25 protein-coding genes and 1 tRNA gene are annotated in these 25143 nt (G+C 62.5%); all 26 read left to right on the top strand.

All coding sequences use genetic code 11. From position 1 onward, the window contains the following. Nucleotides 1-5: 5 nt before the first annotated feature. The 26 genes from GGR17_RS05410 to rplP all read left to right on the top strand — a co-directional run bounded on the left by GGR17_RS05410 (nucleotide 6) and on the right by rplP (nucleotide 25131). Nucleotides 6-617, top strand: a complete 612-nt coding sequence (locus tag GGR17_RS05410; protein ID WP_054537797.1) for a hypothetical protein — start codon at nucleotides 6-8, stop codon at nucleotides 615-617. 119 nt (nucleotides 618-736) lie between these two features. Beyond that, nucleotides 737-1912 (top strand): elongation factor Tu, encoded by a 1176-nt coding sequence (tuf, locus tag GGR17_RS05405; protein WP_054537798.1) that lies wholly within the window; start codon nucleotides 737-739, stop codon nucleotides 1910-1912. Nucleotides 1913-2029: 117 nt separating this feature from the next. Next, on the top strand, nucleotides 2030-2653 hold the full coding sequence (locus GGR17_RS05400; protein WP_157445493.1) for a hypothetical protein: 624 nt from the start codon (nucleotides 2030-2032) through the stop codon (nucleotides 2651-2653). 74 nt (nucleotides 2654-2727) lie between these two features. Next, a tRNA-Trp gene (locus GGR17_RS05395) sits at nucleotides 2728-2803 on the top strand. Nucleotides 2804-2947: 144 nt separating this feature from the next. Continuing rightward, the gene (gene secE / locus GGR17_RS05390; protein ID WP_037210808.1) at nucleotides 2948-3145 is read left to right on the top strand and encodes a preprotein translocase subunit SecE; all 198 of its coding nucleotides are present in this window, start codon (nucleotides 2948-2950) and stop codon (nucleotides 3143-3145) included. A 183-nt stretch (nucleotides 3146-3328) separates the two neighbouring features. Further along, a complete protein-coding gene (nusG, locus tag GGR17_RS05385; RefSeq protein WP_037210810.1) occupies nucleotides 3329-3862 on the top strand; it encodes a transcription termination/antitermination protein NusG in 534 nt (177 codons plus the stop codon). Nucleotides 3863-3967: 105 nt separating this feature from the next. Further along, on the top strand, nucleotides 3968-4396 hold the full coding sequence (gene rplK / locus GGR17_RS05380; protein WP_037210812.1) for a 50S ribosomal protein L11: 429 nt from the start codon (nucleotides 3968-3970) through the stop codon (nucleotides 4394-4396). A 5-nt stretch (nucleotides 4397-4401) separates the two neighbouring features. Continuing rightward, nucleotides 4402-5100: a 50S ribosomal protein L1 gene (rplA, locus tag GGR17_RS05375; RefSeq protein ID WP_054537800.1), complete on the top strand. Its 699-nt coding sequence runs from the start codon at nucleotides 4402-4404 to the stop codon at nucleotides 5098-5100. A gap of 264 nt (nucleotides 5101-5364) precedes the next feature. Then, entirely contained in the window at nucleotides 5365-5883 is a 519-nt protein-coding gene (rplJ, locus tag GGR17_RS05370; protein WP_037210817.1) for a 50S ribosomal protein L10, read from the top strand. Between the two features lie 71 nt (nucleotides 5884-5954). After that, nucleotides 5955-6335, top strand: a complete 381-nt coding sequence (rplL, locus tag GGR17_RS05365; RefSeq protein ID WP_037210819.1) for a 50S ribosomal protein L7/L12 — start codon at nucleotides 5955-5957, stop codon at nucleotides 6333-6335. A 247-nt stretch (nucleotides 6336-6582) separates the two neighbouring features. Further along, nucleotides 6583-10716: a DNA-directed RNA polymerase subunit beta gene (rpoB, locus tag GGR17_RS05360; protein ID WP_054540282.1), complete on the top strand. Its 4134-nt coding sequence runs from the start codon at nucleotides 6583-6585 to the stop codon at nucleotides 10714-10716. Continuing rightward, nucleotides 10713-11492 carry a sulfotransferase family protein gene (locus tag GGR17_RS05355; RefSeq protein WP_054537801.1) on the top strand — a complete coding sequence of 260 codons (780 nt, stop codon included), beginning with the start codon at nucleotides 10713-10715 and terminating at the stop codon, nucleotides 11490-11492. Before rpoB ends, GGR17_RS05355 begins: the two co-directional genes overlap by 4 nt. Before the next feature lie 23 nt (nucleotides 11493-11515). Beyond that, the gene (gene rpoC / locus GGR17_RS05350; protein WP_054537802.1) at nucleotides 11516-15757 is read left to right on the top strand and encodes a DNA-directed RNA polymerase subunit beta'; all 4242 of its coding nucleotides are present in this window, start codon (nucleotides 11516-11518) and stop codon (nucleotides 15755-15757) included. A gap of 344 nt (nucleotides 15758-16101) precedes the next feature. After that, the gene (gene rpsL / locus GGR17_RS05345; protein ID WP_035253348.1) at nucleotides 16102-16473 is read left to right on the top strand and encodes a 30S ribosomal protein S12; all 372 of its coding nucleotides are present in this window, start codon (nucleotides 16102-16104) and stop codon (nucleotides 16471-16473) included. A 12-nt stretch (nucleotides 16474-16485) separates the two neighbouring features. Next, complete coding sequence (gene rpsG, locus GGR17_RS05340) at nucleotides 16486-16956, top strand: 30S ribosomal protein S7 (RefSeq protein ID WP_037210829.1); 471 nt, start codon at nucleotides 16486-16488, stop codon at nucleotides 16954-16956. 24 nt (nucleotides 16957-16980) lie between these two features. Continuing rightward, nucleotides 16981-19098, top strand: a complete 2118-nt coding sequence (gene fusA, locus GGR17_RS05335) for an elongation factor G (RefSeq protein WP_054537803.1) — start codon at nucleotides 16981-16983, stop codon at nucleotides 19096-19098. Between the two features lie 80 nt (nucleotides 19099-19178). Next, nucleotides 19179-20354: an elongation factor Tu gene (gene tuf, locus GGR17_RS05330; RefSeq protein ID WP_054537798.1), complete on the top strand. Its 1176-nt coding sequence runs from the start codon at nucleotides 19179-19181 to the stop codon at nucleotides 20352-20354. Between the two features lie 80 nt (nucleotides 20355-20434). After that, nucleotides 20435-20743: a 30S ribosomal protein S10 gene (gene rpsJ, locus GGR17_RS05325; RefSeq protein WP_037209276.1), complete on the top strand. Its 309-nt coding sequence runs from the start codon at nucleotides 20435-20437 to the stop codon at nucleotides 20741-20743. A 15-nt stretch (nucleotides 20744-20758) separates the two neighbouring features. Further along, nucleotides 20759-21484: a 50S ribosomal protein L3 gene (rplC, locus tag GGR17_RS05320; RefSeq protein WP_037209278.1), complete on the top strand. Its 726-nt coding sequence runs from the start codon at nucleotides 20759-20761 to the stop codon at nucleotides 21482-21484. Then, entirely contained in the window at nucleotides 21481-22101 is a 621-nt protein-coding gene (rplD, locus tag GGR17_RS05315; RefSeq protein WP_054537804.1) for a 50S ribosomal protein L4, read from the top strand. The genes rplC and rplD overlap by 4 nt, the downstream gene beginning before the upstream one ends. Beyond that, nucleotides 22098-22394, top strand: coding sequence for a 50S ribosomal protein L23 (locus GGR17_RS05310; protein WP_054537805.1), 297 nt, complete (start codon nucleotides 22098-22100; stop codon nucleotides 22392-22394). The genes rplD and GGR17_RS05310 overlap by 4 nt, the downstream gene beginning before the upstream one ends. 93 nt (nucleotides 22395-22487) lie before the next feature. After that, the gene (rplB, locus tag GGR17_RS05305; RefSeq protein WP_054537806.1) at nucleotides 22488-23330 is read left to right on the top strand and encodes a 50S ribosomal protein L2; all 843 of its coding nucleotides are present in this window, start codon (nucleotides 22488-22490) and stop codon (nucleotides 23328-23330) included. A gap of 2 nt (nucleotides 23331-23332) precedes the next feature. Beyond that, entirely contained in the window at nucleotides 23333-23611 is a 279-nt protein-coding gene (gene rpsS, locus GGR17_RS05300; RefSeq protein ID WP_037209286.1) for a 30S ribosomal protein S19, read from the top strand. A 6-nt stretch (nucleotides 23612-23617) separates the two neighbouring features. Continuing rightward, on the top strand, nucleotides 23618-23998 hold the full coding sequence (rplV, locus tag GGR17_RS05295) for a 50S ribosomal protein L22 (RefSeq protein WP_054537807.1): 381 nt from the start codon (nucleotides 23618-23620) through the stop codon (nucleotides 23996-23998). Beyond that, nucleotides 23998-24705 (top strand): 30S ribosomal protein S3, encoded by a 708-nt coding sequence (gene rpsC / locus GGR17_RS05290; RefSeq protein WP_037209289.1) that lies wholly within the window; start codon nucleotides 23998-24000, stop codon nucleotides 24703-24705. Before rplV ends, rpsC begins: the two co-directional genes overlap by 1 nt. Before the next feature lie 12 nt (nucleotides 24706-24717). Then, a complete protein-coding gene (gene rplP / locus GGR17_RS05285; RefSeq protein ID WP_037209291.1) occupies nucleotides 24718-25131 on the top strand; it encodes a 50S ribosomal protein L16 in 414 nt (137 codons plus the stop codon). Nucleotides 25132-25143: the final 12 nt, after the last annotated feature.

Here is a 25143-nt window from a genome sequence, read left to right as displayed (position 1 = left end):
GGAGCATGGTTGTGACGCGGACCCGGGCGCGGGCGATTCTGGGCGCGGCGGCGCTTGTGGCGCTGGCCGCCTGTGCCGGGACACAGCCCGGCGACCCGCTGGAGCCGCCGGCGCTGCTGGGCGATTTCCGGCTCGGTCACAATATCGTGGTGGCTGACGAGGCGCAAAAGCTGCCCCCCTCGCGCAAGGCGACGGCGGATGAGTGGGAAGCGGCGGTGAAAACAGAGGTCGAGCGCCGCTTCGGCCGGTATGAGGGCGAAAAGATCTATCACATCGGGGTCAGGGTGGATGGCTATGCGCTGGCCGTGCCGGGGATTCCGATCATCCTTTCGCCCAAGTCGGCGCTGGTTTTCACCGTCAATATCTGGGACGACGCGGCGGGGCAAAAGCTCAATGCCAAGCCCGAGCAGATCGCGGTGCTGGAAAGCGTCACGGGCAAGACGCTGGTGGGCTCGGGCCTGACGCGGAGCCGCGAGGAACAGATGCAGGATCTGGCGCAGAACGCGGCGAAGGCGATCGAGCGCTGGCTGGTGAAGAACCGGGCTGACTGGTTCGGGCAGGAAGAGCCGGAGCCGGTTGCCGAAGAAGCCGCGGCGGGGGGCGGCGAGGATGCCTGAGCCTCGCCGCCGGCCGGAACCGCGAACTGGCGCTTGATTTCTCCTCCATCTGCCAATAATTAGCCCGCGATGTTGAATCGGGCCATGTCCGGCCCCCTAATCCATGAGGCGCCAGAGGAATGGCTAAGGAAAAGTTTGAGCGTACCAAACCGCACGTTAACATCGGCACGATCGGGCATGTTGACCACGGCAAGACGACGCTGACGGCGGCGATCACGAAGTATTACGGTGATTTCAAGGCCTATGATCAGATCGACGGCGCGCCGGAAGAGAAGGCGCGCGGGATCACGATCTCGACCGCGCATGTGGAATACGAGACGGAAACCCGTCACTACGCGCATGTGGACTGCCCCGGGCACGCCGACTATGTGAAGAACATGATCACCGGTGCGGCGCAGATGGACGGGGCGATCCTGGTCGTGAACTCGGCGGACGGCCCGATGCCGCAGACGCGCGAGCACATCCTGCTGGGGCGCCAGGTGGGCATCCCCTACATGGTCGTCTACATGAACAAGGTCGACCAGGTGGATGACGAGGAGCTTCTGGAGCTGGTGGAGATGGAGATCCGCGAGCTGCTGTCGTCCTACGACTATCCGGGCGACGACATTCCGGTGATCAAGGGCTCGGCGCTGGCGGCGCTGGAAGGCCGCGATCCCGAGATCGGCGAGAACTCGATCCGCGAGCTTCTGGCGGCGGTGGACGAATACATCCCGACGCCCGAGCGCGCGGTCGACCAGCCGTTCCTGATGCCGATCGAGGACGTGTTCTCGATTTCCGGCCGCGGCACGGTTGTGACCGGTCGGGTCGAGCGGGGCGTCGTGAACGTGGGCGACGAGCTTGAGATCGTGGGCATCACCGACACCAAGAAGACGACCTGCACGGGCGTGGAAATGTTCCGCAAGCTGCTCGATCGTGGTGAGGCCGGCGACAACATCGGCGCGCTGCTGCGCGGCATCGACCGTGAGGGCGTGGAGCGCGGGCAGGTTCTGTGCAAGCCGGGTTCGGTGACGCCGCACACGAAGTTCGAGGCCGAAGCCTATATCCTGACCAAGGAAGAGGGTGGCCGGCACACGCCGTTCTTCGCGAACTACCGGCCGCAGTTCTACTTCCGGACGACGGATGTGACCGGCACCGTGACGCTGCCCGAGGGCACCGAGATGGTGATGCCGGGCGACAACCTGAAGTTCGAGGTCGAGCTGATCGCGCCGATCGCGATGGAAGAGAAGCTGCGCTTCGCCATCCGCGAAGGCGGCCGCACCGTCGGCGCAGGCGTCGTTTCCAAGATCATCGAGTAAACCATTCCCAGAAAATTTGCGACGGGCCGCCCTTTGGGGCGGCCCTTTTTTCATGCCGTTGTTACAAGAATCGGGATCAGTCTTCTTTTGGACGGGTTTGCGCAGAAACGGGCGGGCATGGAGTTTTTTCAAATTGAGATTTCGGAGCAGGCTGAGCGGCTCGACTACAACGCGTTGACGGACGAAGAGAGGGGAACCCTGTTTCAGGGGCTGGTCCACAACCCGGCAACGCATGACATTTTCCGCATTCTGCTGTCGCCCGTCGAACGCCCCGCCAATCCCGACTGGAGCGAGCGGCAAAAACGCCGCAAGCGATACGATTTGGTGGACCGCATTCTGGTGGAAATGCAGCCCGGATCCAGACAGATTCGTATCGCGGGGATTTATCCGGCCTCTATCGCGGCAGACGGTGCGGGGGCGTTCGATTTCGAGGCCGAGGCCGGTGCGAAAATTCTGGAAGTTGCCGATGCCCGGCTGCGTTTTGCCGGGCCGATCAAGAACTGGTGGCGAAAGCGGCGCCCGCTTGTGGTGGCGCAACGGACGGATCGCGTTGCCCAATGGGTTTACAGCCGCGACTGGATCACCAGGGGGAGCCAGTGTCAGGGCGAGCTGTTGTGCGAAGTGCCAAAATCGCTGACGGGTGCGGCGCGCAGCATCCAGTGCTATGCGGATTTCAAGGATAGCGGCGGGCGCGCTGTCGAGCGGTCGACCCGGCGGGTCAAGGTCCCCGACCCGATTTAAGCATCCATGACGCAGTTCGTTCCGTTACACTCTTGATTCCCGCCGCGCGGTGACGTAATCGGTCACTCGGCCTTAGGGGTTTAGCTCAGTTGGTAGAGCATCGGTCTCCAAAACCGAGGGTCGTGGGTTCGAGTCCCCCAACCCCTGCCAGGCCTTTCGCGCAGAAGATTGCCGCCGCGCGCCGCGGAGGGCGCAGGTGCCGGGGCGTGACGCCGCGGCCGGGCGGAGTGCCCCTTGTAAAGCGGGCCGGATGCGCGTATCTCCGCGCCGTTGACAGACAGATCAGGAAGACACATGGCGAAGGCTAACCCTCTTCAGTTTATTCAGCAGACCCGGTCGGAGATTGCCAAGGTGGTCTGGCCGACGCGGCGCGAGGTTCTTCTGACCACGGCGATGGTGTTCGCCCTGGCCGCGCTGACGGCGGTCTTCTTTTCGCTGGTGGATCTTGCGATCCGCAGCGGGCTGGCGGCGATGCTGGGCCTTTTCGCCTGAGTTTTTTGGCAGGACCGCCCTTGAAAAGGCCTCTCAAGGCCGGTATGGCGGGTCCACCTTCATAAACCGGCGTGCATCGATTCGGGTTGCGCGCTGTTTTTTGTTCGGGGGAGGGTGGGTTAACCACCTGATGGAATTCAAAGTTTCGGCCAAAGCGCCGAAAGACGTGAGGTAACAGGCAAGATGGCGAAGCGGTGGTATTCGGTGAGCGTGCTCTCGAATTTCGAGAAAAAGATCGCCGAGCAGATCAAAACTGCCGTTGCCGAGAACGGTCTCGAGGACGAGATCGAGGAGGTTCTGGTGCCCACCGAAGAGGTGATCGAGGTGCGCCGGGGCAAGAAGGTGACGGCGGAGCGGCGGTTCATGCCCGGCTATGTGCTGGTGCGGATGGAGATGTCGGACCGGGGCTATCACCTGATCAACTCGATCAACCGGGTGACCGGGTTTCTGGGGCCGCAGGGCCGCCCGATGCCGATGCGCGACGCCGAGGTGAACGCGATCCTCAACCGGGTTGAGGAAGGCGAGGCCGCGCCGCGGTCGCTGATCACTTACGAGATCGGCGAGCTGGTGAATGTGACCGATGGCCCGTTCGAAGGGTTCTCGGGCATGGTCGAGGATGTGGATGACGACAACCAGCGCCTGAAGGTGACGGTGTCGATCTTTGGCCGGGCAACCCCGGTCGAGCTGGAATTCACCCAGGTTTCGAAAGAGGCCTGAGTGCTGTGCGTGGGAGGTGAGCGGGCGCGCCCGTGACACCGGACCACTAAACCGATGCGCCGCCCTCGCGTGGGTCTGGCGTGGTGAGAAGAAGGAGAAGGCCAGATGGCCAAGAAGCTCGCAGGTACGATGAAGCTGCAGGTGAAAGCCGGGCAGGCCAACCCGTCGCCCCCCGTGGGGCCGGCGCTGGGCCAGCGCGGCATCAACATCATGGAATTCTGCAAGGCGTTCAACGCCAAGACGCAGGACATGGAGCCCGGTGCGCCGTGCCCGACCGTGATCACCTATTACCAGGACAAATCCTTCACCATGGACATCAAGACGCCGCCCGCGTCTTATTTCCTGAAGAAGGCCGCCAAGCTGAAGTCGGGTTCGAACACGCCCGGCCGCGCGGTTGCGGGGTCCGTGACGGTTGCTCAGGTGAAAGAGATCGCCGAAGCGAAAATGAAGGATCTGAGCGCCAATGATGTCGAGGCCGCGATGCAGATCATTCTGGGTTCGGCCCGCTCGATGGGTATCGAGGTGAAGGGGTAATCGTCATGGCAAAATTCGGAAAACGGACGCGCGCGGCGCGTGAGGCATTCGCCGCCAAGGAAAACGTGACGGTCGAAGAGGCGGTTGCGCTGGTGAAGGGCAATGCCAAGTCGAAATTCGATGAGACCATCGAGATCGCGATGAACCTGGGCGTCGATCCCCGCCATGCGGACCAGATGGTGCGCGGCGTTGTCAGCCTGCCCAACGGCACCGGCAAGACGGTGCGCGTTGCCGTGTTCGCGCGCGGCCCCAAGGCCGATGAGGCGCAGGCCGCCGGCGCGGATATCGTGGGCGCCGAGGATCTGATGGAGACCATCCAGTCCGGCAAGATCGAGTTCGACCGTTGCATCGCGACGCCGGACATGATGCCGATCGTCGGTCGCCTGGGCAAGATCCTGGGCCCGCGCAACCTGATGCCGAACCCCAAGGTGGGGACGGTGACGATGGATGTGGCCGATGCCGTGAAAGCGGCCAAGGGCGGCGAAGTTCAGTTCAAGGCCGAAAAGGCCGGCGTGGTTCATGCCGGTGTCGGCAAGGCGTCGTTCGATGAGGCCAAGCTGGCCGAGAACATCCGCGCCTTTGTCAATGCGGTCGGCAAGGCACGGCCCGCGGGCGCGAAGGGGACCTATATGAAAAAGGTCTCGCTGAGCTCGACCATGGGCCCCGGCGTGTCGATCGACGTGGTGTCGGCCACGGGCAACTGAGCCCGCGGTGGGGGCAACCCCACCCGATGAGATTCCCCTGGCCTTCGGGGCGGGGGATGGCAGGGTGGCAACGCCCTGTCCTGTCCGAGACGGAGGGTGCCCCCCGGGGCTTAATTTCCTTCCCGAGATGGGGAACGAGACAGATTTCCGGGGTTATCCTCGGGCGATCCTGGCCTCGGGACCCTTGCGGACCCGAACGCCCCGGAGATTTCCGGGGCAAAACTGAGCCGGAGGGCGTAAGCCTTCCTGAATTGGAGTGAAACTGTGGATAGAGCCCAGAAAGAAAAACTGGTCGAGGAACTCGGCCAGATCTTTGAAAGCTCTGGCGTTGTTGTGGTTGCACACTACGCGGGACTCACGGTTGCTGAGATGCAGGACCTGCGCGCGCAAATGCGTGAAGCGGGCGGGTCTGTACGCGTTGCCAAGAACAAGCTCGCCAAGATCGCCCTTGAAGGAAAGCCCTGCGCAAGCATCGCGGACCTTCTTTCGGGCATGACCGTACTCACCTTCTCGGAAGATCCCGTGGCTGCTGCCAAGGTCTCCGAGAAATACGCCAAGGACAACAGCAAGTTTGTCATCCTGGGCGGTGCAATGGGTGAGACGGCTCTGGATCCGGCCGGTGTGAAAGCCGTGGCCTCGATGCCGTCCCGTGAGGAGCTTATCGCTTCGATCGTGGGCTGTATCGGCGCCCCTGCCTCGAACATCGCCGGCGCTATTGGCGCGCCTGCTTCGAACATCGCGAGCATCCTCTCGACGATCGAGGAGCGTGCGGAAGCCGCTTAAGCAACATCGGAGCTCGCGTGGGGTTGAACCACCTCGCGTTGGAACACATCTGAAAGAACGGAAACCTGAAAATGGCTGATCTGAAAAAACTGGCTGAAGAGATCGTGGGCCTCACGCTTCTCGAAGCACAAGAACTGAAAACCATCCTGAAAGACGAGTACGGCATCGAGCCGGCTGCCGGTGGCGCCGTCATGATGGCGGGCCCTGCTGGCGATGCCGGCGGTGCCGCTGCTGAAGAGCAGACCGAATTCGACGTGATCCTGAAGGCCGCTGGCGGCCAGAAGATCGCCGTCATCAAAGAGGTCCGCGCGATCACCGGCCTCGGTCTGAAAGAAGCCAAGGAACTGGTCGAAGCTGGCGGCAAGGCCGTCAAGGAAGCCTGCTCCAAGGACGAAGCCGAAGAGATCAAAGGCAAGCTCGAAGCGGCTGGCGCCGAAGTCGAGATCAAGTAATCGGGCGCGGCGGTGGCCGCGATCCTTTGAAAAAGGCTGGGCCCGGAGGTTTTTCGGGCCCGGCCGAACCTGTCTTAGAAAGGGCCTCGATCCGGGGTCGGGGCTCTTTCTAAGGCGCGGTTCAAGGTTCGGGAGCAGCCGGTGGGACGGCTGCAGGAATGGAATCTGACCCCCTTCATTCGTGAGCGGAGCGTTGCTGTGGCCCGACGGCATGGCGCGACGCGATAGACGAAAGGTGATGAAGCACATGGCGCAATCGTTTGTTGGCCAGAAACGACTCCGCAAGTTCTACGGCAAAATCCGTGAAGTTCTGGAAATGCCGAACCTCATCGAGGTTCAGAAATCCTCTTACGATCTGTTCCTGAAGTCGGGCGACCAGCTCGAGCCGACCGATGGCGACGGCATTCAGGGCGTGTTCCAGTCGGTTTTCCCGATCAAGGATTTCAACGAGACCGCCGTGCTTGAGTTCGTTCGCTACGAACTGGAGAAGCCGAAGTATGACGTCGAGGAATGTCAGCAGCGCGACATGACCTACAGCGCGCCGCTGAAGGTGACGCTGCGGCTGATCGTGTTCGATGTCGATGAGGACACCGGCGCCAAGTCCGTCAAGGACATCAAGGAGCAGGACGTGTTCATGGGCGACATGCCCCTGATGACGCCGAACGGCACCTTTGTGGTGAACGGCACCGAGCGGGTGATCGTTTCCCAGATGCACCGTTCGCCCGGCGTGTTCTTCGACCATGACAAGGGCAAGACGCATTCCTCGGGCAAGCTTCTGTTCGCCTGCCGGATCATCCCCTATCGCGGATCGTGGCTGGATTTCGAATTCGACGCCAAGGACATCGTGTTCGCCCGCATCGACCGGCGCCGCAAGCTGCCTGTCACCACGCTGCTTTATGCGCTGGGGCTGGATCAGGAAGGCATCATGGATGCCTATTACGAAACGGTTGATTACAAGCTGCAGAAGAACAAGGGCTGGGTCACCAAGTTCTTCCCGGAGCGTGTGCGCGGCACCCGCCCGACCTATGATCTGGTGGATGCAAGCACCGGCGAAGTGATCGCCGAGGCCGGCAAGAAGGTGACCCCGCGCGCGGTCAAGCAACTGGTCGATGCCGGTAATGTGTCCGACCTGCTGCTGCCGTTCGATCAGATCATCGGCAAGTATGTCGCCAAGGACATCATCAACGAGGAAACCGGCGCGATCTATGTCGAGGCCGGCGATGAACTGACCTGGGAGGTGGACAAGGACGGCGAGGTGACCGGCGGCAGCCTGAAAGAGCTGCTGGATGCGGGCATCACCGATATTCCGGTTCTGGACATCGATAACATCAACGTCGGCCCCTACATCCGCAACACGATGGCCGCCGACAAGAACATGCATCGCGACACGGCGCTGATGGATATCTACCGGGTCATGCGCCCGGGCGAGCCGCCCACCGTCGAGGCCGCGTCGGCGCTGTTCGACACGCTGTTCTTCGATTCCGAGCGCTATGACCTTTCGGCCGTCGGCCGGGTGAAGATGAACATGCGCCTCGCGCTCGACGCGCCGGACACCCAGCGCACCCTGCGCAAGGATGACATCATCGCCTGTATCAAGGCGCTGGTCGAACTGCGCGACGGCAAGGGCGATATCGACGATATCGACCACCTTGGGAACCGTCGTGTGCGTTCCGTCGGCGAGCTGATGGAAAACCAGTACCGCGTCGGCCTGCTGCGCATGGAACGCGCGATCAAGGAGCGCATGTCCAGCGTCGAGATCGACACGGTGATGCCGCAGGATCTGATCAACGCCAAGCCGGCCGCGGCCGCGGTGCGCGAATTCTTCGGCTCCAGCCAGCTGTCGCAGTTCATGGACCAGACCAACCCGCTGTCGGAAGTCACCCACAAGCGCCGCCTTTCGGCGCTCGGGCCGGGCGGTCTGACGCGTGAGCGCGCGGGCTTTGAGGTGCGCGACGTGCATCCGACCCACTATGGCCGGATGTGCCCGATTGAAACGCCGGAAGGCCCGAACATCGGCCTGATCAACTCGCTGGCCACCTATGCCCGCGTGAACAAGTACGGCTTTATCGAAACGCCTTACCGCAAGGTGGTGGACGGGCAGGTGACCGATGAGGTCAACTACATGTCCGCGACCGAGGAAATGCGCCACACCGTGGCGCAGGCCAACGCCAACCTCGATGCGGATGGCCGGTTCGTGAACGATCTGGTGTCGACCCGCCGGTCGGGCGAATACACGCTGCAGCCGAACATGAATGTCGATCTCATCGACGTTTCGCCGAAGCAGCTTGTGTCGGTCGCGGCATCGCTGATTCCGTTCCTGGAAAATGACGACGCCAACCGCGCGCTGATGGGTTCGAACATGCAGCGCCAGGCCGTGCCGTTGCTGCAGGCGGATGCACCGCTTGTGGGTACCGGCATCGAAGAGGTCGTGGCCCGCGATTCGGGCGCCGCGATCATGGCCCGCCGTGGCGGTATCATCGACCAGGTGGATGCCACCCGGATCGTTGTGCGTGCCACCGAAGATCTGGAGCCGGGCGATCCGGGCGTGGATATCTACCGTCTGCGCAAGTTCCAGCGTTCGAACCAGAACACCTGCATCAACCAGAAGCCTCTGGTGAAAGTGGGCGACACGGTCGGCAAGAACGAGGTCATCGCCGATGGCCCCTCGACCGATCTGGGCGAGCTGGCCCTGGGCAAGAACGTGGTCGTCGCGTTCATGCCGTGGAACGGCTACAACTACGAGGACTCGATCCTGATTTCCGAGCGGATCGCGCGCGATGACGTCTTCACCTCGATCCATATCGAGGAGTTCGAGGTCGCCGCCCGTGACACGAAACTTGGCCCGGAAGAGATCACCCGCGACATTCCGAACGTCGGTGAAGAAGCGCTGCGCAACCTCGACGAGGCGGGCATCGTCTACATCGGCGCAGAGGTCGGGCCGGCGGATATTCTGGTGGGCAAGATCACGCCGAAGGGCGAAAGCCCGATGACGCCGGAGGAAAAACTTCTGCGCGCCATCTTCGGCGAGAAGGCATCGGATGTGCGCGACACCTCGCTGCGGCTGCCGCCGGGGGATTACGGCACGGTCGTGGAAGTGCGCGTGTTCAACCGCCACGGCGTCGAGAAAGACGAGCGTGCGCTGCAGATCGAGCGCGAAGAGGTCGAGCGCCTGGCCCGTGACCGGGATGACGAGATGGTCATTCTGGAGCGCAACATCTACGCCCGTCTGAAGGGCATGATGCTGGGCAAGGTCGCGGTGAAGGGGCCGAAGGGCGTCAAGCCGAACTCGGAAGTCACCGAAGAGCTGCTGGACACGCTGTCCAAGGGGCAGTGGTGGCAGCTTGCCCTTGGCGACGAGGCCGAGGCGAGCCAGATCGAGGCGCTGAACGCCCAGTTCGAGGCGCAGAAACGCGCGCTGGAGCATCGGTTCGAGGACAAGGTCGAGAAGGTGCGCCGCGGCGACGACCTGCCGCCGGGCGTGATGAAGATGGTCAAGGTGTTCATCGCGGTGAAGCGCAAGCTTCAGCCGGGTGACAAGATGGCCGGCCGCCACGGCAACAAGGGTGTGATCTCGCGCGTTGTGCCGATGGAGGACATGCCCTTCCTGCAGGACGGGACGCCTGTCGATTTCTGCCTGAACCCGCTGGGCGTGCCGTCGCGCATGAACGTCGGTCAGATCCTGGAAACCCACATGGGCTGGGCCGCGCGCGGCCTGGGGCTGAAGATCGGCGATGCGCTTGGCGAGTACAAACGCTCGGGCGATCTGACCCCGGTGCGCGAGGCGATGCGCATCGCCTATGGCGACGATGTCTATGAAGAAGGCGTCGCCGGCATGGACGAGGACCGTCTGCTGGAGGCCGCGGGCAATGTGACCCGGGGTGTTCCGATCGCGACGCCGGTGTTCGACGGCGCGAAGGAGGCGGATGTCAACGACGCGCTGCTGCGCGCCGGGTTCAGCGAATCGGGTCAGTCGATCCTGTTCGACGGGCGGACCGGCGAGCAGTTCGCGCGGCCGGTGACGGTGGGCGTGAAGTATCTGCTGAAGCTGCATCACCTGGTGGATGACAAGATCCACGCGCGGAGCACGGGCCCCTACAGCCTTGTCACGCAGCAGCCGCTGGGTGGTAAGGCCCAGTTCGGTGGCCAGCGTTTCGGGGAGATGGAAGTCTGGGCGCTGGAGGCCTACGGTGCCGCCTATACGCTGCAGGAGATGCTGACCGTCAAGTCGGATGACGTGGCGGGCCGGACCAAGGTCTACGAATCCATCGTCAAGGGCGAGGATAACTTCGAGGCCGGCGTGCCGGAAAGCTTCAACGTGCTGGTGAAGGAAGTTCGGGGTCTCGGCCTGAACATGGAACTTCTGGATGCGGAGGACGAATGAGCCTGATGTCTGAGATAGACATTTCGGCGGCATACAAGGCTGGTGCCCGGTCGGAAGACCGGCGCCATGCCTTCGTGGCCGGCTGCGCCAGAAGCGGGACAACAGCGTTGACCCGTCTTCTGAACCGGCACCCGGATATCTGCATCGGGCATGAGCGTTTCGCGAAGCTGTACAAGACCGGCGGCCTGACCCCCGCCCATTTCGAGCCGGAGCGGTTTCTGAGCGTTCAGGACGGCGATACCCATTACGACGCATTGTCGGGGTTTCGCGCGGCCCACGGCGCGGGGATCGGGGCGGCGAAGCTGGTGGGGGACAAGATCCCGCGGATAACCGACGATTTCGAGACGCTGTTCGCGGCTTTCCCGGGGTGCAAGGTTGTCTATATTCTGCGTGATCCGTTCTCGGTGGCCGAAAGCTATGAGCGGCGGGCGAAAGACCCTCAGGATGGCTGGGCGCCGACGCGCGGTTTTCTTGCCGCGATGCAGGAGTGGAACGACAGCCTGCTGCGCACCAAGAAAGAGCTGGGCCGGCGCCCGGATCAGGTGGGCATCTTCTGTTTCCACGATCTGCTGATCGCGGGAACGAGCCTGCCGCGGCTTTACCGCTTTCTCGAGGTGGATGCGCCGCGGGAAGATCCGCTTGACGAGGTGATTACGCTGTCGCCGCCCACCGACCAGAACCCGATGCTGCGCAAGGCTGTGGCTGAACACGCAAATTTCCGTATCTATCGTTGGCTCCTCGACAAGGCCGACGCCCAGGACAAGAGTTTTACCTGACCCGTTCAGGAGAAGGAACGATCATGAACCAGGAACTGACGACAAACCCGTTCAACCCGCTGACCCCGCCGAAGCAATTCGACGAGATCAAGGTCTCTCTGGCCTCGCCGGAGCGTATCCTCAGCTGGTCTTATGGCGAGATCAAGAAGCCTGAGACGATCAACTACCGCACGTTCAAGCCTGAGCGTGACGGCCTGTTCTGCGCGCGTATCTTTGGCCCGATCAAGGATTACGAATGCCTGTGCGGCAAGTACAAGCGCATGAAATATCGCGGCGTCGTCTGCGAGAAATGCGGTGTCGAGGTGACGCTGCAGAAGGTGCGCCGTGAGCGGATGGGCCATATCGAGCTGGCCGCCCCCGTCGCCCATATCTGGTTCCTGAAATCGCTGCCCAGCCGCATCGGCCTGATGCTGGACATGACGCTGCGCGACCTGGAGCGGGTGCTGTATTTCGAGAACTACGTGGTGATCGAGCCCGGCCTGACCGATCTGACCTATGGCCAGATGATGACCGAGGAAGAGTTCATGGACGCGCAGGACGCGTTCGGCATGGACGCGTTCACCGCCGGCATCGGCGCCGAGGCCATCCGCGAGATGCTGAGCCAGATTGATCTGGAGGCCGAGGCCGACCGTCTGCGCGAAGAACTGAAGGAAGCCACCGGCGAGCTGAAGCCCAAGAAGATCATCAAGCGCCTGAAGGTGGTTGAAAGCTTCCTGGAATCCGGCAACCGCCCGGAATGGATGATCCTGACCGTCGTGCCGGTGATCCCGCCCGAGCTGCGCCCGCTGGTGCCGCTGGACGGTGGCCGGTTCGCCACCTCGGATCTGAACGATCTGTATCGCCGGGTGATCAACCGGAACAACCGCCTGAAGCGGCTGATCGAGCTGCGCGCGCCCGATATCATCGTGCGCAACGAAAAGCGGATGCTGCAGGAATCGGTCGATGCGCTGTTCGACAACGGCCGCCGGGGCCGGGTGATCACGGGGGCCAACAAGCGCCCGCTGAAATCGCTTTCGGACATGCTGAAGGGCAAGCAGGGCCGGTTCCGCCAGAACCTTTTGGGGAAACGGGTCGACTTCTCGGGCCGTTCGGTGATCGTGACCGGGCCGGAGCTGAAGCTGCATCAGTGCGGGTTGCCCAAGAAGATGGCGCTGGAGCTGTTCAAGCCGTTCATCTACAGCCGGCTTGAGGCGAAGGGGCTTTCGAGCACCGTCAAGCAGGCCAAGAAGCTGGTGGAAAAAGAGCGCCCCGAGGTGTGGGATATCCTCGACGAGGTGATCCGCGAGCACCCGGTCATGCTGAACCGGGCGCCCACGCTGCACCGGCTTGGCATTCAGGCGTTCGAGCCCACGCTGATCGAAGGCAAGGCGATCCAGCTTCACCCGCTGGTGTGCTCGGCGTTCAACGCCGACTTCGACGGCGACCAGATGGCTGTTCACGTGCCGCTGAGCCTCGAGGCCCAGCTGGAAGCGCGTGTGCTGATGATGTCGACCAACAACGTGCTGTCGCCCGCCAACGGCGCGCCGATCATCGTGCCGTCGCAGGATATGATCCTGGGCCTCTATTACATCACGCTGGAACGCAAGGGCATGAAGGGCGAAGGCATGGTCTTCGGTTCGGTCGAAGAGATCGAGCATGCCCTGAATGCCGGCGAGGTGCATCTGCACTCCAAGATCCAGGCGCGGATCAAGCAGATCGACGATGAGGGCAACGAGGTTTTCAAGCGGTTCGAAACCACGCCGGGCCGGGTACGGCTTGGCGCGCTGCTGCCGCTGAACGCCAAGGCGCCGTTCGATCTGGTGAACCGTCTGCTGCGCAAGAAAGAGGTGCAGCAGGTCATCGACACCGTCTATCGCTATTGCGGCCAGAAGGAGTCGGTTATCTTCTGCGACCAGATCATGACCATGGGCTTCCGCGAGGCGTTCAAGGCCGGCATCAGCTTTGGCAAGGATGACATGCTGATCCCCGACAGCAAGTGGGATATCGTCAACGGCGTGCGCGATCAGGTCAAGGAATTCGAACAGCAGTACATGGACGGCCTGATTACCCAGGGCGAGAAGTACAACAAGGTTGTCGATGCCTGGTCGAAATGCTCGGACGAGGTCGCCGCGGCGATGATGACGGAAATCTCGGCGATGCGCTTCGATGACGCGGGCGCCGAGAAAGAGCCGAACTCTGTCTACATGATGTCGCACTCCGGTGCGCGGGGTTCGCCTGCCCAGATGAAACAGCTGGGCGGCATGCGCGGCCTGATGGCCAAGCCCTCGGGCGAGATCATCGAAACGCCGATCATCTCGAACTTCAAGGAAGGTCTGACCGTTCTTGAATACTTCAACTCGACCCACGGCGCCCGGAAGGGTCTGGCCGATACCGCGCTTAAGACCGCGAACTCGGGCTATCTGACCCGGCGTCTGGTGGACGTGGCGCAGGATTGCATCGTGCGTCAGCGCGATTGCGGCACCGATCTGGCGATCACCGCCGAAGCGGCCGTGAACGACGGCGAGGTCGTTTCCTCGCTGGGCGAACGTCTGCTGGGCCGCGTCTCGGCCGAGGATGTTCTGCGCCCGGCCACCGACGAGGTGATCGTGTCGCGCAACGAACTGATCGACGAGCGCAAGGCCGATGCCATCGAAAAGGCCGGTGTCGCCAGCGTGCGGATACGTTCGCCGCTGACCTGCGAGGCCGAAGAGGGCGTCTGCGCCATGTGCTATGGCCGTGACCTTGCACGCGGTACTATGGTGAACACCGGCGAGGCCGTGGGCATCATCGCGGCGCAGTCGATCGGCGAGCCCGGCACCCAGCTGACGATGCGGACCTTCCACATCGGCGGTATCGCCCAGGGTGGCCAGCAATCGTTCCAGGAAGCCAGCCATGCCGGCAAGGTGGAGTTCCGCAACGCCAACCTGCTGGCGAATGCGGCGGGCGAGAATATCGTCATGGGGCGGAACATGGTGCTGGCGCTGATGGACGAGAACGGCGTCGAGCGGGCCAGCCACAAGCTGGGCTATGGCACCAAGGTTCATGTGGCCGACGGCGCCACGATCGCGCGCGGCGACAAGCTGTTCGAATGGGATCCTTACACCCTGCCGATCATCGCCGAGAAGGCCGGTGTGGCGAAATTCGTCGATCTGGTCTCGGGCATTTCGGTGCGCGAAGACACTGACGATGCCACCGGCATGACCCAGAAGATCGTGTCGGACTGGCGCTCGGCGCCCAAGGGCAACGATCTGAAGCCGGAGATCATCATCGTGGATCCGGCCAGCGGAGAGCCTGTGCGCAATGACGCGGGCAACCCGGTGACCTATCCGATGTCGGTGGACGCTATTCTGTCGGTCGAGGACGGGCAGGAGATCAAGGCCGGTGACGTGGTCGCGCGTATCCCGCGCGAAGGTGCGAAGACGAAGGACATCACCGGTGGTCTGCCGCGTGTGGCCGAACTCTTCGAGGCGCGGCGCCCCAAGGATCACGCGATCATCGCCGAGATCGATGGTTACGTGCGCTTTGGCCGCGACTACAAGAACAAGCGCCGGATCACGATCGAGCCCAGTGACGACACGATGGAGCCCGTCGAATACATGGTGCCCAAGGGCAAGCACATTCCGGTTCAGGAAGGTGACTTCGTTCAGAAGGGCGATTACATCATGGACGGCAACCCGGCGCCGCATGACATTCTGGCGATCATGGGGGTCGAGGCCCTGGCTGATTACATGATCGACGAGGTGCAGGATGTGTATCGTCTGCAGGGCGTGAAGATCAACGACAAGCATATCGAAGTGATCGTGCGCCAGATGCTGCAGAAATGGGAGATCCAGGAAAGCGGCGATACCACGCTTCTGAAAGGCGAGAACGTGGACAAGGCAGAGTTCGACGAGGCCAACGCCAAGGCGATCTCGAAGGGTGGCCGCCCGGCGCAGGGTCAGCCGATCCTGCTGGGTATCACCAAGGCGTCGCTGCAGACCCGGTCGTTCATCTCGGCCGCGTCGTTCCAGGAAACCACCCGCGTGCTCACCGAAGCCTCGGTGCAGGGCAAGCGCGACAAGCTGGTCGGCCTGAAGGAGAACGTCATCGTGGGCCGCCTGATCCCGGCCGGTACGGGCGGGGCCACGCAGCGCGTGCGCCGCATCGCCGCCGAGCGGGACCAGAAGGTGCTCGACGCCCGTCAGGCAGAGGCGGAGGCCGCCGCGGCCCTTGCCGCGCCGATCGACGACATGATGGGGGGCGACGATTACGGCCTGGTGGACACGCCCGAAAGCCGGAACGAGTAAGCCCCGGCCGGCCCTCGGCCAGCGCTGAAATCTGCAACGGGCGCCTTCGGGCGCCCGCTGTGTTTTGCGGGGCGCGCCCGCCGGCGGCCGATGGCGTGAATCAATCCTTGAGCGCTGTTGACAAGGCTTCCGACTCTCCATATACCGCGCCCACTCGGACCGTCGGGAAAGCCCCGTGCGGTCTGAAATCAGAACTGAAGTGGTCAAGATCCGGGCCCCAAGGCCCCGATCCTCTGGAATTCCACCGCGTCGTTCCCGCGAACGAGGGGACGCAGCGGTATTTGCGCGTTTTGTCGAATCAGGGCGCGCTTCGAATTTGAATGGTTGCAATACGGGGAACCGGTATGCCGACGATCCAACAGCTGATCCGCAAGCCGCGGCAGCCGAAAGTTAAGCGCCAGAAATCCATGCATCTGCAGGCTTGTCCGCAGAAGCGTGGTGTCTGCACACGCGTTTACACGACTACACCGAAGAAGCCGAACTCGGCCATGCGGAAGGTTGCCAAGGTGCGCCTGACCAATGGTTTCGAGGTCATCAGTTACATCCCGGGCGAAAGCCACAACCTTCAGGAACACTCTGTGGTCCTGATCCGTGGCGGCCGGGTAAAAGACCTTCCGGGTGTTCGCTACCACATTCTGCGTGGTGTGCTGGATACCCAGGGCGTCAAAGACCGTAAGCAGCGTCGTTCGAAATACGGCGCCAAGCGTCCGAAGTAAGGAGAGACTGGTATGTCCCGTCGTCACGCTGCCGAAAAGCGCGAAGTCCTGCCCGACGCCAAATATGGCGATCGGGTTCTGACCAAATTCATGAACAACCTGATGATCGACGGCAAGAAATCGGCCGCCGAGCGTATCGTGTACAGCGCGATGGAGCGGGTTGAGACCAAGCTGAAGCGCTCGCCGATCGAAGTGTTTCAGGAAGCGCTTGATAACGTGAAGCCCTCTGTCGAGGTGCGTTCGCGTCGTGTCGGCGGTGCCACCTATCAGGTGCCCGTTGAGGTGCGCCCCGAGCGCCGCGAGGCGCTGGCGATCCGCTGGCTGATCAAGGCCTCCCGCGCGCGGAACGAGAACACGATGGAAGAGCGTCTGGCCGGAGAGCTGATCGACGCCGTTCAAAGCCGTGGCTCCGCCGTGAAGAAACGCGAAGACACCCACAAGATGGCCGACGCGAACAAAGCGTTCAGCCATTACCGCTGGTAACATTTCAGGCCTAGGACCGAACCAATGGCACGTGAATATCCCCTCGAACGGTACCGCAACTTCGGTATCATGGCGCATATCGATGCAGGCAAGACCACCTGCTCGGAGCGTATCCTGTTCTACACCGGCAAATCGCACAACATCGGTGAGGTGCATGATGGCGCCGCCACCATGGACTGGATGGAGCAGGAGCAGGAACGCGGCATCACCATCACCTCGGCTGCGACGACCACGTTCTGGGAACGCACCGAGGACGGCAAGACGCCCGACACGCCCAAGCATCGCCTGAACATCATCGACACCCCCGGCCACGTGGACTTCACCATCGAAGTCGAGCGTTCGCTGGCCGTGCTCGACGGTGCGGTCGCGGTTCTGGACGCCAACGCCGGCGTCGAGCCCCAGACCGAAACCGTCTGGCGCCAGGCCGACCGGTACAAGGTTCCGCGCATCGTGTTCGTCAACAAGATGGACAAGATCGGTGCCGATTTCTTCAACTGCGTTCACATGATCGCAGACCGCACCGGTGCGCGCCCCTGCCCGATCCAGCTGCCGATCGGCGCCGAGACCGAGCTTGAGGGGATCGTCGATCTGGTGACCATGAAGGAATGGGTCTGGGCCGGCGAAGACCTTGGTGCTTCGTGGGAACTGCGCCCGATCCGCGCCGAGCTGGCCGACAAGGCCGCCGAGATGCGCAGCGAGATGATCGAGATGGCCGTCGAGATGGATGACGATGCCATGGAAGCCTATCTCGAGGGCGACGAGCCCGACGTGGCGACCCTGCGCAAGCTGATCCGCAAGGGCACCCTGTCGATGACCTTCGTTCCGGTTCTGTGCGGTTCGGCGTTCAAGAACAAGGGTGTTCAGCCGCTGCTGAACGCTGTTGTCGATTACCTGCCCAGCCCGCTGGACGTTGTCGACTACATGGGCTTCAAGCCCGGCGACGAAGAAGAGACCCGCAACATCCCCCGCCGTGCGGATGATGACATGGCGTTTTCGGGCCTTGCGTTCAAAATCATGAACGACCCGTTCGTCGGCTCCCTGACGTTCACCCGGATCTATTCGGGTCAGCTGAAGAAGGGCGACACCATGCTCAACTCCACCAAGGGCAAGAAAGAGCGTGTGGGCCGGATGATGATGATGCATTCGATCAACCGCGAGGAGATCGAAGAGGCATTCGCCGGCGACATCATCGCGCTGGCCGGTCTGAAGGACACCACCACGGGTGACACGCTGTGCGCGGTCAACGATCCGGTGGTTCTGGAAACCATGACCTTCCCCGATCCGGTGATCGAGATCGCTGTCGAGCCCAAGACCAAAGCCGACCAGGAGAAGATGTCTCAGGGTCTGGCCCGTCTGGCCGCCGAGGATCCCTCGTTCCGCGTGGAAACCGATCTGGAATCCGGTCAGACGATCATGAAGGGCATGGGCGAACTTCACCTGGACATCCTGGTCGACCGCCTGAAGCGCGAATTCAAGGTCGAGGCCAACATCGGTGCGCCGCAGGTGGCCTACCGCGAGACGATCGGTCACGAGGCCGAGATCGACTATACCCACAAGAAACAGTCGGGTGGGTCCGGTCAGTTCGCGCGCGTCAAGATGGTCATCTCGCCGACCGAGCCGGGCGAAGGCTATTCGTTCGAATCGAAGATTGTCGGCGGCAACGTCCCGAAGGAATACATTCCGGGCGTCGAGAAGGGGATCAAGTCGGTCATGGATTCCGGCCCGCTGGCTGGCTTCCCGGTGATCGACTTCAAGGTCGCGCTGATCGACGGTGCCTATCACGATGTGGACTCCAGCGTTCTGGCGTTCGAGATCGCGGCACGGGCTGCCATGCGCGAAGGTCTGAAAAAGGCCGGGGCCAAGCTGCTGGAGCCGATCATGAAGGTCGAAGTGGTGACCCCGGAGGAATATACCGGCGGCATCATCGGCGATCTGACCTCGCGTCGGGGCCAGGTGCAGGGGCAGGAGACACGCGGCAACGCCAATGTCGTCAATGCCTTCGTGCCGCTGGCCAACATGTTCGGCTACATCAACAACCTGCGCTCGATGTCTTCGGGCCGGGCCAACTTCTCGATGCAGTTCGACCATTACGAGCCGGTTCCGCAGAACATCTCGGACGAAATTCAGGCGAAATACGCTTAACCGGGTGGCGGGGTGAACCCCGCCCTACCCACCAACTGTAGGGCGGGCTCCCCGCCACCCGAAGAATAGAGGAGGCCATCATGGCTAAGGAAAAGTTTGAGCGTACCAAACCGCACGTTAACATCGGCACGATCGGGCATGTTGACCACGGCAAGACGACGCTGACGGCGGCGATCACGAAGTATTACGGTGATTTCAAGGCCTATGATCAGATCGACGGCGCGCCGGAAGAGAAGGCGCGCGGGATCACGATCTCGACCGCGCATGTGGAATACGAGACGGAAACCCGTCACTACGCGCATGTGGACTGCCCCGGGCACGCCGACTATGTGAAGAACATGATCACCGGTGCGGCGCAGATGGACGGGGCGATCCTGGTCGTGAACTCGGCGGACGGCCCGATGCCGCAGACGCGCGAGCACATCCTGCTGGGGCGCCAGGTGGGCATCCCCTACATGGTCGTCTACATGAACAAGGTCGACCAGGTGGATGACGAGGAGCTTCTGGAGCTGGTGGAGATGGAGATCCGCGAGCTGCTGTCGTCCTACGACTATCCGGGCGACGACATTCCGGTGATCAAGGGCTCGGCGCTGGCGGCGCTGGAAGGCCGCGATCCCGAGATCGGCGAGAACTCGATCCGCGAGCTTCTGGCGGCGGTGGACGAATACATCCCGACGCCCGAGCGCGCGGTCGACCAGCCGTTCCTGATGCCGATCGAGGACGTGTTCTCGATTTCCGGCCGCGGCACGGTTGTGACCGGTCGGGTCGAGCGGGGCGTCGTGAACGTGGGCGACGAGCTTGAGATCGTGGGCATCACCGACACCAAGAAGACGACCTGCACGGGCGTGGAAATGTTCCGCAAGCTGCTCGATCGTGGTGAGGCCGGCGACAACATCGGCGCGCTGCTGCGCGGCATCGACCGTGAGGGCGTGGAGCGCGGGCAGGTTCTGTGCAAGCCGGGTTCGGTGACGCCGCACACGAAGTTCGAGGCCGAAGCCTATATCCTGACCAAGGAAGAGGGTGGCCGGCACACGCCGTTCTTCGCGAACTACCGGCCGCAGTTCTACTTCCGGACGACGGATGTGACCGGCACCGTGACGCTGCCCGAGGGCACCGAGATGGTGATGCCGGGCGACAACCTGAAGTTCGAGGTCGAGCTGATCGCGCCGATCGCGATGGAAGAGAAGCTGCGCTTCGCCATCCGCGAAGGCGGCCGCACCGTCGGCGCAGGCGTCGTTTCCAAGATCATCGAGTAAACCAAGACCTCCGGGTTCGACGTGGGGCGGGGAATGACCCTCGCTCCACCTATCAACTCTAAGCCGCGAAAGGCACCGACATGCAGTCGCAAAACATTCGCATCCGGCTGAAGGCCTTCGATTACCGTGTGCTGGATGCCAGCACGCAGGAAATCGTGAACACTGCCAAGCGCACCGGCGCTCAGGTTCGTGGCCCGATCCCGCTGCCGAACAAAATTGAAAAATTCACGGTTCTGCGTGGTCCCCACGTTGACAAGAAATCCCGTGATCAGTGGGAAATCCGCACGCACAAGCGGCTTCTCGACATCATCGACCCGACCCCGCAGACCGTGGACGCGCTCATGAAGCTCGACCTGGCCGCCGGTGTCGACGTCGAGATCAAGGTTTAAGGAGGGTATCCCGAGATGCGCTCTGGTGTAATCGCGAAGAAGGTCGGGATGACCCGGCTGTTCATGGAGGACGGGAAGCAGATTCCCGTGACCGTCCTTCAACTCGACAACCTGCAGGTCGTGGCACAGCGCACGGCCGAGACGGATGGCTATACCGCCGTTCAGCTCGGCGCGGGCACGGCCAAGGCCAAGCGGACATCGGCCCCGATGCGCGGCCATTTCGCCAAGGCCAATGTTGCGCCGAAGCGGAAGATCGCGGAATTCCGCGTGGCCCCGGAAAACCTGATCGGCGTGGGTGAGGAAATCACCGCCGACCATTATTTCGCGGGTCAGTTCGTGGACGTTTCGGGCACCTCGATCGGTAAGGGCTTTGCCGGTGCGATGAAGCGGCACAACTTCGGGGGTCTGCGGGCTTCTCACGGTGTGTCGATCAGCCACCGCTCGCACGGTTCGACGGGTCAGTGTCAGGATCCGGGCCGGGTGTTCAAGGGCAAGAAGATGGCCGGTCACATGGGTGCTGCCCGTGTCACCACCCAGAACCTTCAGGTCGTCAAGACCGACGCCGACCGTGGCCTGATCATGGTCAAGGGCGCGGTTCCCGGCTCCAAGGGGGGCTGGGTCACGATCAAGGACGCTGTCAAGAAGCCGGTTCCCGAGAATCTGGTTCTGCCGGCGGCTCTGAAATCGGCCAAGGTTGAAGCCGCCGCTGAAGAAGCGCCCGCCGAAGGAGGCGAAGCATGAAACTTGAGGTGATCAATCTGGACGGCGGCAATGCCGGCACCGTTGATCTCGGCGACGAGATCTTCGGCCTGGAGCCGCGTGCGGACATCCTGCACCGTGTGGTCCGCTGGCAGCGCAACAACGCGCAGGCCGGCACCCACAAGGTGAAGACCCGCTCGGAGACCAGCTACTCGACCAAGAAGATCTATCGCCAGAAGGGCACCGGCGGCGCACGCCACGGTGACCGCAACGCGCCGATCTTCCGCAAGGGTGGTATCTATAAGGGCCCGACCCCGCGCAGCCACGGCCACGAGCTGACCAAGAAGTTCCGCAAGCTTGGCCTGTGCCATGCGCTGTCCGCCAAGGCGGTTGCGGGTGAGCTGGTCATCATCGACACCGCCGATCTGGCCGAAGCCAAGACCTCGGCGCTGGCCAAGGCGGTGAAGAACCTGGGCTGGAAGCGCGCGCTGGTGATCGACGGGGCGCAGGTGAATGAAAACTTCGCCAAGGCCGCGCGGAACATCGAAGGTCTCGATGTGCTGCCGTCGGTCGGCGCGAATGTTTATGACATCCTGAAGCGTGACACGCTGGTGCTCACGAAGGCGGGTGTCGAAGCACTGGAGGCTCGACTGAAATGAGCGCGAAGGCAGAACATTACGACGTGATCCGCAAGCCGGTCATCACCGAGAAGGCCACGATGGCGTCCGAAAACGGCGCCGTGGTGTTCGAAGTGGCGATGGAGGCGAACAAGCCGCAGATCAAGGAAGCCATCGAAAACCTGTTTGGTGTCAAGGTGAAGGCCGTGAACACGACCATCACCAAAGGCAAATCCAAGCGGTTCCGCGGCATGCTGGGCAAGCGCAAGGACGTCAAGAAGGCCTATGTCACCCTGGAAGAGGGTAACACTATCGACGTCTCTACGGGCCTCTGATAGAAGGCTGCGAATCTTCGGCCCCGGTTCTCCGGGGCCGAGGTTGTTTCTAACCGGGGCATAACGCCTCCAAGCTAACGGAAGACAGAAAGCATGGCACTCAAGTCGTATAAGCCGACGACGCCAGGCCAGCGTGGGCTGGTTCTGATCGACCGTTCGGAGCTTTGGAAAGGACGTCCGGTCAAATCCCTTACCGAGGGTTTGGCCAAGAAGGGCGGCCGGAACAACACCGGACGGATTACAATGCGCCGCCGCGGCGGTGGCGCGAAGCGTCTTTACCGCGTCGTGGATTTCAAGCGCACGAAATTCGATGTGGCCGCAACCGTCGAGCGGATCGAATATGACCCGAACCGGACGGCCTTCATCGCGCTGATCAAATATGACGACGGCGAGCAGGCCTATATCCTGGCGCCGCAACGTCTTGGCGTTGGCGACCAGGTGATCGCGTCGGCCAAGGCTGATGTGAAGCCGGGCAACGCGATGCCCTTCAGCGGCCTGCCGATCGGTACGATCGTGCACAACGTCGAGATGAAGCCCGGCAAGGGCGGCCAGATCGCACGTGCCGCCGGCACCTATGCCCAGTTCGTGGGCCGCGACGGTGGCTATGCCCAGATCCGCCTGTCTTCGGGCGAGCTGCGGATGGTGCGTCAGGAATGCATGTGCACCGTCGGTGCCGTGTCGAACCCCGACAATTCCAACCAGAACCTCGGCAAGGCCGGCCGCAACCGCCACAAGGGCATCCGCCCGTCGGTGCGTGGTGTGGTCATGAACCCGGTTGATCACCCGCATGGTGGTGGTGAGGGCCGCACCTCGGGTGGCCGTCATCCGGTCACGCCCTGGGGCAAGCCCACCAAGGGTGCCCGCACCCGTGATAGGAACAAGGCGTCGGGCAAGCTGATCATCCGCTCGCGTCACGCCAAGAAGAAGGGCCGCTAATCATGTCGCGTTCTGTTTGGAAAGGCCCCTTCGTCGACTCTTACGTGCTGAAGAAAGCCGAGAAGAGCCGCGAATCCGGCCGCAACGAAGTTATCAAGATCTGGTCGCGCCGCTCGACGATCCTGCCCCAGTTCGTGGGCCTGACGTTTGGCGTCTACAACGGCCAGAAGCACATTCCGGTCAACGTGTCGGAAGACATGATCGGCCAGAAATTCGGTGAATACGCGCCGACGCGGACCTATTACGGCCACGCGGCCGATAAAAAAGCGAAGAAGAGGTAATCGGTCATGGGTAAGGAAAAGAACGCCCGCCGCGTGGCCGAGAACGAGGCAATGGCGAAAACCCGCATGCTTCGCACCTCGCCGCAGAAGCTGAACCTGGTGGCGCAGATGATCCGTGGCAAGAAGGTGGACAAGGCTCTGGCCGATCTGACCTTCTCGAAAAAGCGGATCGCCGATGACGTGAAGAAATGTCTTCAGTCCGCCATCGCCAATGCCGAGAACAACCACAATCTGGATGTGGACGAGCTGGTCGTGGCCGAGGCCTATGTTGGTAAGAACCTGACCATGAAGCGCGGTCGCCCGCGGGCCCGTGGGCGGTTCGGCAAGATCGTCAAGCCGTTCTCGGAACTCACCATCAAGGTGCGTCAAGTTGAGGAGCAAGCGTAATGGGTCATAAGGTCAATCCGATCGGCATGCGCCTGCAGGTCAACCGCACCTGGGACAGCCGCTGGTACGCCGACACGAAGGACTACGGGAACCTCCTGCTGGAGGATCTCCGGATGCGTGAGTTCATTCGTGAAGAGTGCAAGCAGGCCGGCGTCAGCCGCATCATCATCGAGCGCCCGCACAAGAAGTGCCGGGTGACGATTCACACAGCGCGCCCGGGCGTGATCATCGGCAAAAAAGGCGCCGATATCGAAACCCTGCGCAAGAAGCTGGCGGCGATGACCGACAGCGAGCTGCACCTGAACATCGTCGAGGTGCGCAAGCCCGAGCTGGACGCCCAGCTGGTGGCCGAAAGCATCGCACAGCAGCTGGAGCGCCGGGTTTCCTTCCGCCGCGCCATGAAGCGCGCCGTGCAGAACGCCATGCGCATGGGGGCCCTGGGTATTCGTGTGAACGTCGCCGGCCGTCTGGGCGGTGCCGAGATCGCGCGGACCGAGTGGTACCGCGAGGGCCGGGTGCCGCTGCACACGCTGCGCGCCGACATCGACTATGCCAACTACGAGGCGGAAACGCCCTATGGCATCATTGGTATCAAAGTCTGGATCTTCAAAGGTGAGATCATGGAGCATGACCCGTCTGCCCGTGACCGTCGCCAGCAGGAGCTTCAGGAAGGTCCCGCGCCGCGTGGCGCCGGCGGCCGGCGCTAAGGAGTAGATGAGATGCTGCAACCAAAGCGTACAAAATTCCGCAAGATGCACAAAGGCCGCATCAGCGGGCAGGCCAAGGGCGGGTTCGACCTGAACTTCGGCACCTTCGGTCTCAAGGCCACCCAGCCCGAGCGTGTGACCGCGCGTCAGATCGAGGCGGCTCGCCGCGCGATGACCCGGCACATGAAGCGTCAGGGCCGTGTCTGGATCCGTATCTTCCCCGACACGCCCGTGTCGTCGAAGCCCACGGAAGTCCGGATGGGTAAGGGCAAGGGCTCGGTCGATTACTGGGCCGCCAAGGTCAAGCCCGGCCGCGTGATGTTCGAGATCGACGGCGTGACCGAGGCTGTCGCGCGCGAGGCTCTGCGCCTGGCCGCGATGAAGCTGCCGCTGAAGACCCGCATCGTTCAGCGCGAAGACTGGTAAGTTCCGGTCAAC

It is taken from the genome of Actibacterium naphthalenivorans (genome assembly GCF_014196965.1).
Lineage (GTDB): Bacteria > Pseudomonadota > Alphaproteobacteria > Rhodobacterales > Rhodobacteraceae > Actibacterium_A > Actibacterium_A naphthalenivorans.
The sequence above is the reverse complement of the archived record's forward strand: the minus strand, read 5'-3'. Positions and strand labels throughout refer to the sequence as shown.

Bases quoted from the DNA above. Each gene is read 5' to 3' on its own strand.
- rplC (WP_037209278.1), top strand. From the start codon at position 20,759: ATGCGCTCTGGTGTAATCGCGAAGAAGGTCGGGATGACCCGGCTGTTC.
- GGR17_RS05355 (WP_054537801.1), top strand. From the start codon at position 10,713: ATGAGCCTGATGTCTGAGATAGACATTTCGGCGGCATACAAGGCTGGT.
- GGR17_RS05400 (WP_157445493.1), top strand. From the start codon at position 2,030: ATGGAGTTTTTTCAAATTGAGATTTCGGAGCAGGCTGAGCGGCTCGAC.
- rpoB (WP_054540282.1), top strand. From the start codon at position 6,583: ATGGCGCAATCGTTTGTTGGCCAGAAACGACTCCGCAAGTTCTACGGC.
- rplP (WP_037209291.1), top strand. From the start codon at position 24,718: ATGCTGCAACCAAAGCGTACAAAATTCCGCAAGATGCACAAAGGCCGC.
- rplL (WP_037210819.1), top strand. From the start codon at position 5,955: ATGGCTGATCTGAAAAAACTGGCTGAAGAGATCGTGGGCCTCACGCTT.
- rplD (WP_054537804.1), top strand. From the start codon at position 21,481: ATGAAACTTGAGGTGATCAATCTGGACGGCGGCAATGCCGGCACCGTT.
- rplB (WP_054537806.1), top strand. From the start codon at position 22,488: ATGGCACTCAAGTCGTATAAGCCGACGACGCCAGGCCAGCGTGGGCTG.
- GGR17_RS05310 (WP_054537805.1), top strand. From the start codon at position 22,098: ATGAGCGCGAAGGCAGAACATTACGACGTGATCCGCAAGCCGGTCATC.
- fusA (WP_054537803.1), top strand. From the start codon at position 16,981: ATGGCACGTGAATATCCCCTCGAACGGTACCGCAACTTCGGTATCATG.
- rpsS (WP_037209286.1), top strand. From the start codon at position 23,333: ATGTCGCGTTCTGTTTGGAAAGGCCCCTTCGTCGACTCTTACGTGCTG.
- rpsC (WP_037209289.1), top strand. From the start codon at position 23,998: ATGGGTCATAAGGTCAATCCGATCGGCATGCGCCTGCAGGTCAACCGC.
- rpsG (WP_037210829.1), top strand. From the start codon at position 16,486: ATGTCCCGTCGTCACGCTGCCGAAAAGCGCGAAGTCCTGCCCGACGCC.
- rplA (WP_054537800.1), top strand. From the start codon at position 4,402: ATGGCAAAATTCGGAAAACGGACGCGCGCGGCGCGTGAGGCATTCGCC.
- rpoC (WP_054537802.1), top strand. From the start codon at position 11,516: ATGAACCAGGAACTGACGACAAACCCGTTCAACCCGCTGACCCCGCCG.
- rpsL (WP_035253348.1), top strand. From the start codon at position 16,102: ATGCCGACGATCCAACAGCTGATCCGCAAGCCGCGGCAGCCGAAAGTT.
- secE (WP_037210808.1), top strand. From the start codon at position 2,948: ATGGCGAAGGCTAACCCTCTTCAGTTTATTCAGCAGACCCGGTCGGAG.
- tuf (WP_054537798.1), top strand. From the start codon at position 737: ATGGCTAAGGAAAAGTTTGAGCGTACCAAACCGCACGTTAACATCGGC.
- GGR17_RS05410 (WP_054537797.1), top strand. From the start codon at position 6: ATGGTTGTGACGCGGACCCGGGCGCGGGCGATTCTGGGCGCGGCGGCG.
- nusG (WP_037210810.1), top strand. From the start codon at position 3,329: ATGGCGAAGCGGTGGTATTCGGTGAGCGTGCTCTCGAATTTCGAGAAA.
- rplK (WP_037210812.1), top strand. From the start codon at position 3,968: ATGGCCAAGAAGCTCGCAGGTACGATGAAGCTGCAGGTGAAAGCCGGG.
- rplV (WP_054537807.1), top strand. From the start codon at position 23,618: ATGGGTAAGGAAAAGAACGCCCGCCGCGTGGCCGAGAACGAGGCAATG.
- tuf (WP_054537798.1), top strand. From the start codon at position 19,179: ATGGCTAAGGAAAAGTTTGAGCGTACCAAACCGCACGTTAACATCGGC.
- rpsJ (WP_037209276.1), top strand. From the start codon at position 20,435: ATGCAGTCGCAAAACATTCGCATCCGGCTGAAGGCCTTCGATTACCGT.